Source organism: Streptomyces sp. NPDC028308 (assembly GCF_055565855.1).
The window spans coordinates 217,459-232,039 of sequence record NZ_JBVHTO010000007.1 but is presented as its reverse complement, the minus strand read 5'-3'; the positions used below and the strand labels follow the sequence as shown (position 1 = coordinate 232,039).

At 70.5% G+C, this 14,581-nt stretch carries 12 protein-coding genes; 7 read left to right on the top strand and 5 right to left on the bottom strand.

The genetic code is table 11. The annotated features are described in order from the left end of the window. Positions 1–200: 200 nt before the first annotated feature. The 6 genes from ACZ4VA_RS17830 (at position 201) to ACZ4VA_RS17805 (ending at position 8,761) form a co-directional block, all read left to right on the top strand. A complete protein-coding gene (locus ACZ4VA_RS17830; protein ID WP_468081963.1) occupies positions 201–1,067 on the top strand; it encodes an MHYT domain-containing protein in 867 nt (288 codons plus the stop codon). A 40-nt stretch (positions 1,068–1,107) separates the two neighbouring features. Next, positions 1,108–3,231 carry an excinuclease ABC subunit UvrB gene (gene uvrB / locus ACZ4VA_RS17825; protein ID WP_355779668.1) on the top strand — a complete coding sequence of 708 codons (2,124 nt, stop codon included), beginning with the start codon at positions 1,108–1,110 and terminating at the stop codon, positions 3,229–3,231. A 181-nt stretch (positions 3,232–3,412) separates the two neighbouring features. Continuing rightward, positions 3,413–3,991, top strand: a complete 579-nt coding sequence (locus ACZ4VA_RS17820; protein ID WP_355779666.1) for a TerD family protein — start codon at positions 3,413–3,415, stop codon at positions 3,989–3,991. Positions 3,992–4,042: 51 nt separating this feature from the next. After that, positions 4,043–6,076, top strand: coding sequence for a TerD family protein (locus tag ACZ4VA_RS17815; RefSeq protein ID WP_388905403.1), 2,034 nt, complete (start codon positions 4,043–4,045; stop codon positions 6,074–6,076). 287 nt (positions 6,077–6,363) lie between these two features. Further along, positions 6,364–7,359, top strand: coding sequence for a TerC family protein (locus tag ACZ4VA_RS17810; RefSeq protein WP_355780749.1), 996 nt, complete (start codon positions 6,364–6,366; stop codon positions 7,357–7,359). A 301-nt stretch (positions 7,360–7,660) separates the two neighbouring features. Further along, positions 7,661–8,761, top strand: coding sequence for a calcium:cation antiporter (locus ACZ4VA_RS17805; RefSeq protein ID WP_355780747.1), 1,101 nt, complete (start codon positions 7,661–7,663; stop codon positions 8,759–8,761). Between the two features lie 40 nt (positions 8,762–8,801). Here ACZ4VA_RS17805 and ACZ4VA_RS17800 read toward each other — a convergent pair whose 3' ends face one another. Together ACZ4VA_RS17800 and ACZ4VA_RS17795 are read right to left on the bottom strand one after the other, a co-directional pair. Continuing rightward, on the bottom strand, positions 8,802–10,103 hold the full coding sequence (locus ACZ4VA_RS17800) for an MFS transporter (protein ID WP_355780744.1): 1,302 nt from the start codon (positions 10,101–10,103) through the stop codon (positions 8,802–8,804). Between the two features lie 60 nt (positions 10,104–10,163). Continuing rightward, positions 10,164–11,210 carry a S66 family peptidase gene (locus ACZ4VA_RS17795; protein WP_389390665.1) on the bottom strand — a complete coding sequence of 349 codons (1,047 nt, stop codon included), beginning with the start codon at positions 11,208–11,210 and terminating at the stop codon, positions 10,164–10,166. Between the two features lie 102 nt (positions 11,211–11,312). Here ACZ4VA_RS17795 and aroQ point away from each other — a divergent pair, with 102 nt between their 5' ends. Further along, the gene (gene aroQ, locus ACZ4VA_RS17790) at positions 11,313–11,786 is read left to right on the top strand and encodes a type II 3-dehydroquinate dehydratase (protein WP_356239030.1); all 474 of its coding nucleotides are present in this window, start codon (positions 11,313–11,315) and stop codon (positions 11,784–11,786) included. Positions 11,787–11,844: 58 nt separating this feature from the next. Here aroQ and ACZ4VA_RS17785 read toward each other — a convergent pair whose 3' ends face one another. From ACZ4VA_RS17785 to ACZ4VA_RS17775, 3 genes are read right to left on the bottom strand one after another with little or no spacing between them, the layout of a single operon-like run. Next, a complete protein-coding gene (locus ACZ4VA_RS17785) occupies positions 11,845–12,573 on the bottom strand; it encodes an amino acid ABC transporter ATP-binding protein (protein WP_355780752.1) in 729 nt (242 codons plus the stop codon). Positions 12,574–12,593: 20 nt separating this feature from the next. Further along, complete coding sequence (locus ACZ4VA_RS17780; RefSeq protein ID WP_468081958.1) at positions 12,594–13,508, bottom strand: amino acid ABC transporter permease; 915 nt, start codon at positions 13,506–13,508, stop codon at positions 12,594–12,596. Next, positions 13,505–14,389 carry an ABC transporter substrate-binding protein gene (locus ACZ4VA_RS17775; protein ID WP_356239036.1) on the bottom strand — a complete coding sequence of 295 codons (885 nt, stop codon included), beginning with the start codon at positions 14,387–14,389 and terminating at the stop codon, positions 13,505–13,507. Before ACZ4VA_RS17775 ends, ACZ4VA_RS17780 begins: the two co-directional genes overlap by 4 nt. Between the last annotated feature and the right edge of the window lie 192 nt (positions 14,390–14,581).

Here is a 14,581-nt window from a genome sequence, read left to right as displayed (position 1 = left end):
GCAGATTGAATGGAGTTGCCCAAATCCGTGCACAGGGGCCTCACAACTGGGGCAGGCCCGTGATTCTTTGCCGGAAAATCGTTCGACCATTCCGGTGGGGGTCATACTCTTCGCCTCGACCCTGGCCGCTCCGGCGACGCCGGGGGCGGGGGCTTTTCATGGCAAACCGGGATAGATCAGGGCGGGAAGGGCAACCGCGCATGCAGGGCACGGTCGACGGCTTCAGTTACGGACTCGTCACCCCACTGGTGGCGTACCTCATGGCCTGCCTCGGAGGCGCCCTGGGGCTGCGCTGCACCACGAGGTCGATGCTCGTCGCCCGTTCCTGGCGGCCGGGCTGGCTCGCGCTCGGCTCGGCGGCGATCGGCTCCGGGATCTGGACCATGCACTTCATCGCGATGATGGGCTTCTCCGTGGAGGAGAGCCCGGTGCGCTACGACAAGGCGCTCACCTTCGCGAGCCTCGGTGTGGCGATCGTCATGGTCGGCATCGGGATCTTCATCGTCGGCTACCGGGGCGCGACCGGGACGGCCCTCTTCACCGGGGGCACCATCACCGGCCTCGGCGTCGCCACCATGCACTACCTCGGGATGGCGGGCATGCGCCTGAACGGGAAGCTCGAGTACAACACCCTGACCGTCTCCGCCTCGGTGGTCATCGCGGTCGTCGCCGCCACGGCCGCCCTGTGGGCCGCCGGACAGGTCCGCGGCTTCCTGTGGAGCGTGGGCGCGAGCCTCGTCATGGGTCTCGCCGTGACCGGAATGCACTACACGGGCATGGCCGCCCTGAGCGTCCACCTGCACGGGACATCCAGCACCCCGGCGGGCGACTCGCCGGCCGCGCTGCTCGCGCCGATGATGATCGGCCCCCTGGTCTTCCTCGGGCTCGCGGGCGTCGTCGTGATGTTCGACCCGCTGATGGTGATGGGCAGGCCCGACTGGACTCCCACCGAGAACAGGCCCGGTGTCCCGGCCCGCGCCAGCGTGCCGCACCCCGGTCACCGGCCGCCGTCCCACCTCGACCGGCGGCCCGGACACCGCGGCTCACGCACCCCGCAGAACTGGTGATCCGACCCCGTTGTCAGTGCGGGGTCGTACGGTTGATTGCATGCGGCCCGTTTCCAAGATCGAACGTTCGGTGGCGCCCTTCGAGGTCGTCAGCCCCTACCAGCCGAGCGGTGACCAGCCGGCGGCCATCGCTGAGCTCGAAAAGCGCATCCGCGCAGGTGAGAAGGATGTCGTCCTGCTCGGTGCCACCGGTACCGGCAAGTCCGCCACCACCGCGTGGATGATCGAGCGGCTCCAGCGCCCCACGCTCGTCATGGCCCCGAACAAGACCCTCGCCGCCCAGCTGGCCAACGAGTTCCGCGAGCTGCTGCCGAACAACGCCGTCGAGTACTTCGTCTCGTACTACGACTACTACCAGCCCGAGGCCTACGTCCCGCAGTCGGACACCTACATCGAGAAGGACTCCTCGATCAACGAGGAGGTCGAGCGCCTGCGGCACTCCGCGACCAACTCGCTGCTCACCCGCCGCGACGTCGTCGTGGTCGCCTCGGTCTCCTGCATCTACGGCCTGGGCACGCCGCAGGAGTACGTGGACCGGATGGTCACGCTCAAGGTCGGCGACGAGATCGACCGCGACGACCTGCTGCGCCGGTTCGTCGACATCCAGTACACGCGCAACGACATGGCCTTCGCCCGCGGCACCTTCCGGGTCCGCGGCGACACCATCGAGATCTTCCCGGTCTACGAGGAGCTCGCCGTCCGCATCGAGATGTTCGGCGACGAGATCGAGGCCCTGTCCACGCTGCACCCGCTCACCGGCGAGGTCATCAGCGACGACGACCAGCTCTACGTGTTCCCCGCCTCCCACTACGTGGCCGGTCCCGAGCGCCTGGAGCGGGCCGTCAACGACATCGAGAAGGAGCTCGGCGAGCGCCTGGCCACCCTGGAGACGCAGGGCAAGCTCCTGGAGGCGCAGCGTCTGCGCATGCGCACGACGTACGACATCGAGATGCTCCGCCAGATCGGCTCCTGCTCCGGCGTGGAGAACTACTCGATGCACTTCGACGGCCGCGAGCCCGGCTCCCCGCCGAACACACTGCTCGACTACTTCCCGGACGACTTCCTGCTGGTCATCGACGAGTCGCACGTGACGGTGCCCCAGATCGGCGCCATGTACGAGGGCGACGCCTCCCGCAAGCGCACCCTCGTGGACCACGGCTTCCGCCTGCCCTCCGCCCTGGACAACCGCCCGCTGAAGTGGGAGGAGTTCCAGGAGCGCATCGGCCAGGCCGTCTACCTGTCGGCGACGCCCGGCAAGTACGAGCTCTCGCGCGGGGACGGCTTCGTCGAGCAGATCATCCGCCCGACCGGCCTCGTCGACCCCGAGGTCGTGATCAAGCCCACCGAGGGCCAGATCGACGACCTGGTGCACGAGATCCGCAAGCGCACCGAGAAGGACGAGCGCGTCCTGGTCACCACGCTCACCAAGAAGATGGCCGAGGACCTCACCGACTACTTCCTGGAGATGGGCATCCAGGTCCGCTACCTGCACAGCGACGTCGACACCCTGCGCCGGGTCGAGCTGCTGCGCGAGCTGCGCGCCGGCGAGTACGACGTGCTGGTCGGCATCAACCTCCTCAGGGAGGGCCTCGACCTGCCCGAGGTCTCCCTGGTGGCGATCCTCGACGCCGACAAGGAGGGCTTCCTGCGCTCCGGCACCTCACTCATCCAGACCATCGGCCGCGCCGCGCGAAACGTCTCCGGCCAGGTCCACATGTACGCCGACAAGATCACCCCGGCGATGGAGAAGGCCATCGAGGAGACCAACCGCCGCAGGGAGAAGCAGGTCGCGTACAACAAGGAGCGGGGCATCGACCCGCAGCCCCTGCGCAAGAAGATCAACGACATCGTGGCGCAGATCGCCCGCGAGGACGTCGACACCGAGCAACTGCTCGGCTCGGGCTACCGCAAGACCAAGGACGGCAAGCCGGCCAAGGCCCCGGTGCCCGCGCTCGGCAAGGCCGCCAAGGCCAAGGGGAAGAGCAAGGAGACGGTGCCCACCGACCGTCCCGCGGCGCAACTCGCCGAACAGATCGAGGAGATGACGGAGCGGATGCGCGCCGCCGCCGCCGACCTCCAGTTCGAGATCGCGGCGCGACTGCGCGACGAGGTCTCCGAGATGAAGAAGGAGCTGCGCCAGATGAAGGAGGGAGGCCTGGCCTGACGGCCCGGGGTTGCGGCCGGCCGCCGGTGCACCGCGCGCCGGACCTGCGGACGTACGCGCTGTGTTGCAAGACCGACACAAAGTCCGCCCCAGGGTTCGGCACTGTCAGTGCCGCTGCGTAGGGTTCTGGTCATCCGCGGACTCCGCGGAAACAGGGGACGGTTCGAGAGGGGAACAGCGCGTGACGGTCAACATGACCAAGGGTCAGGCCATCAGTCTGCAGAAGAACGACGGGGGCACCCTGACCGCGGTCCGTATGGGGCTGGGCTGGCAGGCGGCACCCCGGCGCGGCCTCTTCGGCTCGCGCACCCGGGAGATCGACCTCGACGCCTCGGCCGTGCTGTTCGCGGACAAGCAGCCCGTCGACGTCGTCTTCTTCCGGCACCTCGTCAGCGACGACGGCTCCGTGCGCCACACGGGTGACAATCTCGTGGGCGGCGTGGGCCAGGGCGGCGACGACGAGGCCATCCTCGTCGACCTGCAGCGGGTCCCGGTCCACATCGACCAGATCGTCTTCACCGTGAACTCGTTCACGGGCCAGACGTTCCAGGAGGTCCAGGACGCGTTCTGCCGCCTGGTCGACGAGACCAACGGCCAGGAGCTCGCCCGCTACACGCTCGCCGGCGGCGGCCAGTACACGGCCCAGATCATGGCGAAGGTGCACCGGGCCGGCTCGGGCTGGCAGATGACGGCCCTCGGCACGCCCGCCAACGGCCGGACGTTCCAGGACCTGATGCCCGCGATCCTGCCGCACCTGTAGGCAGCGGCGGCGCGCAGCACCCGTAGCGAAGTGACATAGGGGGACAAGGCGATGACGGCCGAGCTGGTCCGGGGGCAGAACCATCCGCTCTCCGAGGTCCGTCTTGAGGTCCGCGTTTCGGCAGGCAAGCCGATCGTGGCGGGGGCCACGCTCAGCGACGAGAAGGGCAGGGTCCACGGCGTCGAGTGGGTGGCCCACCCGGGTGCGCCCACCCTGCCCGGACTCGAGGTCTCCAAGCAGGCGGCGGCCGACCATCGCCTCGCCTTCGACCTGGACGCCCTGCCGGACGCCGTGCACCGGGTCAGCGTGCTGCTCGCGCTGCCGACCGGTGTCGGCGGCCCGGTCCGGTTCGGCGTCGTGGCCGCCCCCTTCGTCGCGGTCACCGGCCTCGACGGTTCCGAGGTCGCCAGCTACACCATCACCGGCCTCGACGCCGAGTCGGCGGTCGTCGCGCTGGAGCTCTACCGCCGACAGGGCGCCTGGAAGGTAAGAGCGGTCGGCCAGGGGTACGCGGGCGGCCTCGCCGAGCTGCTCGCCGACCAGGGACTGTCCGAGGCGCGGCAGCTCGCGGCCAGGATCAACGAGGCCGTGGCCCAGGGCCTGGCGCGCTCGGTGGCGGCGCCCCCGCCGCGGCCGTCCGACGCCGACCGCTCGCGTCAGGCGGCCACCTCGGCCACCGGACCGGACCAGCCCTACCCCGGCACTCCGGGCGGCACCGGTGACATACCGCCCACGGTCCAGCCCTCGTCGCCATACGACGCGCCCGGTCTGCACGGGGCGTCGGCCGGGCAGGGCAGCCACCCCGGCGGGCTCGCCCAGCCGGACCCCGCGCCGGTCACCCAGCCGACGGTTCCGGCCGCCGGCGGGCCGGTCGACTACAGCCACCCGCGCCGCCAGCCCGCGGCGCCCCCTCCGCCCCCGCCGACCGCACCCCCGGCCCCGCCCGGCCAGCCGGCCCAGCCCGTGGCGGGCGACGCGACCGGCTGGTCCATGGAGGAGCGGCTCTACAACCAGGTCTGGGGCATGTTCGAGGACCTGGCACGCACCACGGCCGCGTACAGAAGCGCCGTGGATTTCGCCGACTCGCGCATGGAGCAGGAACTCGACAAGGTCCTCTCCGACCCGCGCAGCCGCATCGGAGGCCAGGGCGACGCGGCCCGTGAGGCGGCGCAGGCCAAGCACGCCCACCTGGTCGACCAGGCGAGGGCGGTGCTCGACCGGGACCTCGCGCAGCTCACCGCCGAGGCCGAGGTCGTCGAGCCGGCGCTGCCCCCGGCTTTCGCGCGCTGGGACAACCCCGTCTGGCACGGCTACCGGGTGCCGATGGAGGTCCCGATGGCCCTGCGCCTCGGTGACCTGCATCTGCCCGAGAGCGAGGGACTGAGCATCCCGATGCTGGTCCGGCTGCCGCTGGAGCGCGGCCTGTGGATCGACAGCGGCCGGTCCGGGCTCGACGAGTCCTTCGCCGACTCCGGTGATCTGCGGCGGCTGGCGATGGAGTCGGCGGTGGCGCACGCCGCCCGGCTGCTCGCGGTCTACCCCGCCGGTGACTTCACGGTGCACGCCATCGACCCGGCCGGTTCGGGTGCGGCCGCGCTCGCCCCGCTGGTGCGGTCCGGTGTCCTCGCCGGTCCGCCCGCCGCCGGTGCCGCGGGCGTCTCCGAGGTGCTGGCTCGGCTCACCCAGCGCGTCGACCTGGTGCAGATGGCGTTGCGGGGAGGCGCGACCGACTCCCTGCCGCCCGGCTTCGACACCGCCGAGCAGCTCGTGATCGTGAACGACTTCCCGCACGGCTTCGACGACCGTGCCGTGACCCAGCTGAGGTATCTCGCCGACGAGGGCCCGGCCGTCGGCGTCCACCTCATGATGGTCGCCGACCGGGAGGACGCGTCCGCGTACGGGCCGCTGCTCGATCCGCTCTGGCGCTCGCTCATGCGGCTCACGCCGGTGCCCGACGACCACCTGGCCGACCCGTGGGTCGGTCACGCATGGACGTACGAGCCCTCGCTCGTCCCACCGGGCAGCCAAGTGCTCCAGCAGGTGCTGACGCAGGTCGCGGAAGCACGCCGTTCGTGGAAGCGCTGAGGCCCGCCCCGGGCCTCACCAAGCGTTCGCAAAGCGCCCTGACCAGCGAACTTGGCTTTTCTTTTACCTAGCCCTTTACCTTTCCTTGGTGATTCGCGTACTCTTTTCCGTACGGAGGGGAGTACTCCCTACCAACTGCGACGTACCCGTCAATACGGATCAGGCCAGATCCCGGGGCGTCGGCCCGCAGGCACCGGTCGCATCACGCGCCCCGGCCACCACGGGTGGAAGAGACCTCCGGTAGCGACGACGCTGAAAATCTGCCGTTACGTACTGCCGGAGGCGCAGTGGATGTTTCCGTGACCCTTTGGGTCCTGACCATCGTGGGTCTAGCCGCTCTCATCGCGGTTGACTTCTTCATCGGGCGAAAGCCCCACGACGTATCGATCAAGGAAGCCGGGATCTGGACGGTGGTCTGGATCGCCCTGGCCGGACTGTTCGGCCTCGGGCTCCTGCTGTTCTCCGGAGGGCAGCCCGCCGGAGAGTTCTTCGCCGGCTTCATCACCGAGAAATCGCTGAGCGTCGACAACCTCTTCGTCTTCGTGCTGATCATGGCGAAGTTCGCGGTCCCGACGAAGTACCAGCAGCGTGTGCTGCTCATCGGTGTGCTCATCGCGCTCGTCCTACGCACGATATTCATCGCAGCGGGCGCCGCGATCATCTCGAACTTCGCCTGGGTGTTCTACATCTTCGGCGCGTTCCTCATCTACACCGCCTGGAAGCTGATCCAGGAGGCCCGAGCCGACGAGGACGACGAGGAGTTCGAGGAGAACCGGCTGCTGAAGGCCGCCGAGCGCCGCTTCGGAGTGGCCGACCGCTATCACGGCACCAAGCTCTGGATCCGGCAGAACGGCAAGCGCGTCATGACGCCGATGCTGGTCGTGATGCTCGCGATCGGTACCACCGACGTGCTGTTCGCACTCGACTCGATCCCCGCCATCTTCGGTCTGACCCAGGACCCGTACATCGTCTTCACGGCCAACGCGTTCGCGCTGATGGGCCTGCGGCAGCTGTACTTCCTCATCGGCGGTCTGCTGAAGAAGCTGGTCCACCTCAGCTACGGCCTGTCCGTGATCCTGGGCTTCATCGGCGTGAAGCTGGTGCTGCACGCACTGCACGAGTCCGGGGTGCACGTCCCCGAGATCTCCATACCGGTGTCCCTGGGCGTCATCTGCGCGGTCCTGATCGTCACCACGATCACCAGCCTGATCGCCTCCAGGAAGCAGGCGCAGGAGGAGACCAGGGCGGCCGAGAGCCCGGAGAAGGACAGCATCGACGTCTGACAGGGTCCACGACGATGATCGTCCTGATGCACGACGGCGGTCGTCCCCGTCCGCGCCGGACGGGGGCGACCGAGGACGTCGGGAGGCACGGCGCCCACGCCGTCCCGGCGTCGGTCCGCGGCCGTCGGCGCCCCCGCTGCCGGCTCGGTGCAACCGCTGCCTCATCCGCTCCCGCCGCCGGTCTCACCCCTGAGCGTGCACCGACGGCCGACGATTCCGGGCCGGGCGCCGCCCCCAAGGAGGCCCGGCGCAGCGTGTCGTCGAAAGTGCAGGGCCCGGATGCGTCTGGGACGATCGCCACATGATCGTTCGGCTCCGGTCGCTCGCGACACAGTGGACGGCCGTCGTCCCGGCGGTCGCTGTCGTCCTGCTGGTCTTCACCTGGGGACGTGATCTCCCCGGCGCCGTAGTGGCGCTCGTGACGGTCGTCCTCGCCGGCGCGGTCCTGGCGGCCGTCCACCACGCCGAGGTGATCGCGCACCGCGTCGGCGAACCCTTCGGCTCACTGGTGCTCGCGGTCGCCGTCACCATCATCGAGGTCGCGCTGATCGTCACCCTGATGGTGGACGGCGGTGACAAGAGCTCCACTCTGGCCAGGGACACGGTGTTCGCGGCCGTCATGATCACCTGCAACGGCATCGTCGGCATCTGCCTGCTCGTCGCCTCGCTGCGGCACGGGCTCGCCGTCTTCAACGCCGAGGGGACCGGGGCCGCCCTGGCGACGGTGGCGACGCTGGCGACACTCAGTCTGGTGCTGCCGACGTTCACCACGAGCAAGCCGGGACCGGAGTTCTCCTCGGCTCAGCTGACCTTCGCCGCCCTCGCCTCGCTGGTCCTGTACGGGCTGTTCGTCTCGACCCAGACCGTCCGCCACCGTGACTACTTCCTCCCGATCACCCGGCAGGGCGTGGTCATCGACGGGGACGATCACGCCGACAAGCCGTCCGCGCGGACCGCCGCCGTAAGCCTGGTGCTACTGGGCCTCGCCCTCGTCGGCGTGGTCGGCCTCGCCAAGGGAGTCTCGCCCACCATCGAGTCCGGGGTGGACGCCGCCGGGATGCCGCAGGCCGTGGTCGGCGTGATCATCGCGCTCCTCGTGCTGCTCCCCGAGACCATCGCCGCACTGCGGTCGGCCCGCCGCGACCGGGTGCAGACCAGCCTGAACCTGGCACTCGGCTCGGCGATGGCCAGCATCGGCCTGACCATCCCCGCCGTCGCCCTGGCGTCCATCTGGCTGTCCGGCCCCCTGGTGCTCGGCCTGGACCCCCTGCACATGGTGCTGCTCGCGCTGACCGTCGTCGTGAGTTCCCTGACGGTCGTGCCCGGCCGCGCGACCCCGCTGCAGGGAGGCGTCCACCTGGTGCTCTTCGCGGCCTACCTGGAACTCGCGATCAACCCGTAGGTCCTCTCGCCCGCCGGGACCACGTCGACCCGCGCCACGATCAGTCCGCGACCTCCACGACGCTCAGGCGGGCCACCGGCCGCGTCTCGGGCAGCAGGGCGAAGCACCCGAGACTCAGCAGCGCGATCGCCGTCAGATACGCCGCGACGCCCCAGGGAACCCCGTCCCCTCGCGCCACCGCGGTCGCGACGACGGGCGTCAGGGCACCTCCGAGGACGCCTCCCAGGTTGTAGCCCACGGCGGCGCCGGTGCAGCGGACCCGGGGCTCGTACAGCTCCGGAAGGTACGCGGCGATCACCGCGAACATGGTGATGAACGCGAGCAGCGCCACCAGGAACCCGAGGAACATCAGCAGCGGTTCGCCGGTGGACAGCAGCGCCACCATCGGGAACATCCACAGCGCGGCGGCGCCGCTGCCCGCGAGGCACAGCGGCCGTCGCCCGTAGCGGTCACCCAGCATCGCCGCCAGGGGCGTCAGCGCGCCCTTCACCACGACGGCGGCCATGATGCAGGCCAGCATGACGGTACGGCTCACCCCGAGCCGTTCGACGCCGTAGGCGAGCGCCCACGTCGTCACCGCGTAGAAGACGGCGTAGCCCACCGCGAGGCCGCCCGCCGTCAGCAGGACGAGCCGCCAGTGCCCGCGCACCACCTCGGCGAGCGGCATGCGCGCGTGCTCCCGCAGTTCGAGGAACTGCGGGCTCTCCCGGAGCGAGCTGCGCAGCCACAGGCCGGCGAGCGCGAGGACACCGGCCGCCCAGAACGGCACCCGCCACCCCCAGGCCGCGAACTGCGCGTCGGACAAGGTCGCCGACAGCACCAGCATCACGCCGTTGGCCAGGACGAAGCCCAGGGAGGGGCCGATCTGCGGAAAGCTCGACCACAGCCCCCGCCGGTCGGCGGGCGCGTGCTCGGCGGTCAGCAGCACCGCCCCGCCCCACTCACCGCCGAGCCCGAGCCCCTGAAGGAAGCGCAGCACGAGAAGGAGTACCGGGGCGGCGACCCCGATCGAGTCGTACGCCGGGACGCAGCCCACGGCGACCGTCGCCGCGCCGGTGAGCAGCAGCGAGGCGACCAGGACGGGCCGCCGGCCCCGCCGGTCCCCGATGTGGCCGAACAGCACGGAGCCCAGGGGGCGGGCGACGAAGCCGACCGCGAACGTCCCGAAGGCCGCCAGCGTCCCCGCGAGCGGAGAGAACGTCGGGAAGAACAGCGGGCCGAGGACCAGCGCGGCGGCGGTGCCGTAGACGAAGAAGTCGTAGAACTCGATGGCCGTCCCGGCGAGCGAGGCGGCCGCGAGCCTGAGCATGGAGGGCGCCCTCACGGAGCGTACGTCGTGCATGCCGCGTCAACTACCCAGAGTGACCGACGGTTACGGGGGCGTGCGGAGGTGCGGAAGAACTCAGTAGGTGACCGTGATGCGCCGGGCCGGGCCGTCGACGCGGATCGTGCCGCCGTAAGGAAGGACGAGTTGCGGATCGGTGTGACCGAAGTCCACATCGAGGACGACCATCATGTCCGGGGCGTACATGTCGACCGCCTTCAGCACCGCCTCGTGCTGCTCCCGGACGTAACGGGCCCTCGCCGCAGCGTCGTTGGGCTGCTCGAAGGACCACGTCTTGGGGCGGCCCATGAGCAGGGCGGGGAAGCGCCGCAGGAGACCCCGCTCACCCATGCTGCGCAGGATCGCGAACACGTCACGGGCCCTCGGCATGTCCTCCGAGGTCTCCAGCAGCAGCACATGGCCGTCGTACACGGCGGGATCGGCGGCGATCTCGCGGTCGGCCATCAGCAGCCAGGACAGGATCTCGAGGTTGCCTCCCCAGGAACGCGCCTCGACGACCCGGTCCGGGCTGTGCCAGTGCCACCCGCCGCCCGGCCGTGTCTCGGGCTCACGGTCGAAGGTGGTCGGGTCCTCCCAGGTGCGGTCGATGTCGGTGAAGCGGTCGGCGGGCCGCAACTCGTAGGGCCCGCTGGTGAAAAGCGCCGCCCGCAGCGACTCGGCGGTCAGCTCTGCCATGGCGCCGGGACGGCCCAGCTCGCACATGACGCTCGTGCCGTGGAAGGAGACGATCCCCGTGTTCCACAGGTACACGAGCAGGTTCGTGTTGTCGCTCATCCCGAAGAACGGCTTGGGGTTCGCCCGGATCAACTCGCGGTCCAGATACGGCAGCACGGTGATCTGGTCGTCGCCGCCGATCGAGGCGATCACCGCCTTGACGGACGGGTCGGCGAACGCGGCGTGGATGTCGGCGGCGCGCTCCGCGGGCGTCGCGCCCATCTTGCGGGTGGTCGGGTACTCGACCGGCTCCAGGCCGAACTCCTCGCGCAGGCGTGCCAGGCCGAGTTCGTAGGGGAGCGGCAGGAGTTCCGGCAGTCCGCTGGACGGGGAGAGGACCGCCACCCGGTCCCCGGGCACGGGCTTCGGAGCGTGGACCGGCGTCGTCATGGCGAGAGGGTACGGGCGGCGGGCCTCGCGGCGCATCGTGATAAACCGGGTCCGAGCAGCGGTCCTGAACGGGCCGGCAGACCTGGAAGGACCGGAGGAACCGTGCCCCGCACTCTCGCCCACGCCCCGATCATGATCCTCAACGGGCCCAACCTGAACCTCCTCGGGCAGCGCCAGCCGGAGATCTACGGCTCCGACACCCTCGCCGACGTCGAGGCCCTGTGCGCCAAGGCGGCGTCCGCGCACGGCGGCACGGTGGACTTCCGCCAGTCCAACCACGAGGGCGAGCTGGTGGACTGGATCCACGAGGCCCGCCTGAGCCACTGCGGCATCGTGATCAACCCGGCCGCCTACTCGCACACCTCCGTCGCGCTCCTGGACGCGCTCAACACCTGTGACGGACTGCCGGTGGTGGAGGTCCACATCTCCAACATCCACCAGCGCGAGGAGTTCCGGCACCACTCGTACGTCTCGCTGCGCGCCGACGGCGTGATCGCGGGATGCGGCGTGCAGGGGTACGCGTTCGCGGTGGAGCGGATCGCGGCGCTGGCGGGAACGGGCCGCGCGGAGGCCTGACCGCGGGCGGTCCGGCACGCGGCGGCCGACCACGTGACCAGAGGCGGAACAGCGGAGCTCAGAGCCGGCCGGCCTCCACGATGCGCCGCAGGAACTGCCGGGTCCGTTCCTGCCGCGGGCCGCCGAACACCTCGTCGGCCGTGCCGCGTTCGAGGATCACACCGCCGTCGAGGAAGCACACCTGGTCGGCGACCTCGCGGGCGAAGCCCATCTCGTGCGTGGCCAGCACCATGGTCATGCCCTCGTCCTTCAAGTCCCGCACGACGGCGAGGACTTCCCCGACCAGTTCCGGGTCGAGGGCGGCGGTGATCTCGTCGAGGAGCAGCAGCCGGGGGCGCACGGCCAGCGCGCGGACGATCGCGGCCCGCTGCTGCTGGCCGCCGCTCAGCCGGTCCGGGTACTCGTCCGCCTTCGCGCCGAGCCCCAGCCGGTCGAGCAGCTCACGGGCGTGCTCCTCGGCCCGCGACCGGCTCACGCCGTGCACGCGCCGCGGGGCGAGGGTGATGTTCTCCAGGACGGTCATGTGCGGGAACAGGTTGTACGCCTGGAAGACCACGCCGATCCGGCGGCGCACCGCGTCCTGGTCGGCACGCGGGTCGGTGATCTCCTCGTCGTCCAGCCAGATCGCGCCGTCGTCGATCTCCTCCAGCAGGTTCGCGCAGCGCAGCAGGGTCGACTTGCCGGAACCCGAGGCGCCGATCAGCGCGGTCACCGTGTGCGGGGCGACCTCCAGGTCGACGTCGCGCAGGACGACGGACTCGCCGAAGGTCTTGCGGACGGACTCCATGCGCAGGACGGGGGAGTTGCTCACAGGGTTCCTCCCTGCGCCCGCCGGCGGTCCATCCGTGCCGTCACCCAGTCCGTGAGGCGGGTCATGGGGATGGTCAGCGCGACGAACACCAGGCCGGCGACGATGTACGGCGTGTAGTTGAGGCTGCGGCCCACGATGATGTCGGCGGCCCGCACCGCGTCCACCGCACCCCCGATCGACACGAGACCGGTGTCCTTCTGGAGGGACACCAGGTCGTTCAGCAGGGGCGGCACCTGGCGGCGTACCGCCTGGGGCAGCACCACGTACCGCAGCGCCTGCCGGTTGGTGAGACCGAGCGAGCGGGCCGCCGCGCGCTGCGAGGGATGGACGGACTCGATGCCGGCGCGGAACACCTCGGCCACGTACGCCGAGTACGTCAGCGTGAGCGCCGTGCCGCCCAGCAGCACCGGGTCCACCGTCACGCCCTGGAGGCCCAGCGCGGGGACGCCAAGGACCACGATCATCAGGTTGATGATCAGCGGCAGACCGCGGAAGAAGTCCGTGTAGGCGGCGGCCAGCGCGCGCAGCGGGAAGAACACCGGGCCGCGCAGGGTGCGGGCGATCGCGATCAGCATGCCGAGCACGAGGACCGCCGCGCCGCAGACCAGCAGCAGCCGGACGTTGAGCCACAGCCCTTCGAGGACCTTGGGGAGCGCCTCGCGCGCGTACCGAGCGTCGAAGAAGGTCTCCTTGGTGCGCGGCCACCCGGGGGCGCTGACGACCACGAAGTACAGGACGGCGGCGGTGACGAGGGTGGAGAGAGCGGCGATCGCCGTCGCGCGGCGGGCACGGGCGCGCTTGTGGCGCTCCCGCTCGACGCGCCGCCGGGAGGGTACGTAGCGGTCCCGTGTGCCCTCCTCGCCGGGGTCCTTGCCGGAGCCCTCGCCGGACTCCTCCTTCGTGAGCGTCACTTGAGGACCGGGGCGTCGACGGCGTCGGACAGCCACTGCTTCTCGATCCGCGCCAGCGTGCCGTCCTCGCGGAGGGCGTCGACGGCGCCCGTCACGCACGAGGTCAGCGCGCTGCCCTTGTCGAGGACCAGCCCGAACTGCTCCGGTGTACCGCCCTGGTTCTCGAACTGACCGACGATCTTCGCGTCCGTCACCTCGGCCGCCGTGATGTAGAACGCGGTCGGCAGGTCGGTGACGATGGCGTCGACCTGGCCGTTCTTGAGCGCCGACTTGGCCTGGTCGTTCTTCGCGTACGCGGCGGGCTGACGGGCCGGCTTCACCACGTCGTCGATGTAGTCCAGGCTGGTGGTGCCGACCTGCGCGCCCAGCTTCACGCCCTTGAGGTCCGCGAGGCTCTTCGCCTTCGCGGCCTTGGACCCCTTGAGCGCGATGACGGCCTGGCGGACGTCGTAGTAGCCGGACGAGAAGTCCACGGCCTTCCTGCGCTCGGCACTGATCGACACCTGGTTGATGTCGAAGTCGAAGGTCTTCTCGCCGGGCGCGAAGGCCTTGTTGAAGGGAACCGTCTGCCAGACGACGTCGCCCTCGGCGAAGCCGAGCTGCCGCGCGACGGCGTACGCGACCGCCGACTCGAAGCCCTCGCCGTTCGCCGGCTTGCCGTCCTTGAACCAGGGCTCGTAGGCCGGTTCGTCGGTCGCGACCGTCAGCTTCCCGGCGGTCTCGGTGCTCAACTCGGCCTTCGCGCACGTCTTCGAGGCGCTTCCGGTGGCCTTGTCGCCGGTCTTCTCCTCCGGCTGCGGCGCGCAGGCCACGGCGACGGAGAGCAGGGCGACGGTGGCGGCGGACGCGGCGCGGCGCAGGGCGCGTTGGGCGAGATGCATGGCGGGAGAGTGACAGCGCGACGACCTGTCTGTCCAGGTCACGACAGGAATTGTCCGCATCGTGGGAACGGGTGTTGCAGTCCTGTGAACGCGCTCCCGGCACAGGGTGTTCACGGTCGGCGGCCGGGCTTTCGGGGACGGGGCCGGGGCCGCCGGCCCAGGGCGGGAATCGAAAGGCCGGCGGCCCGTCCG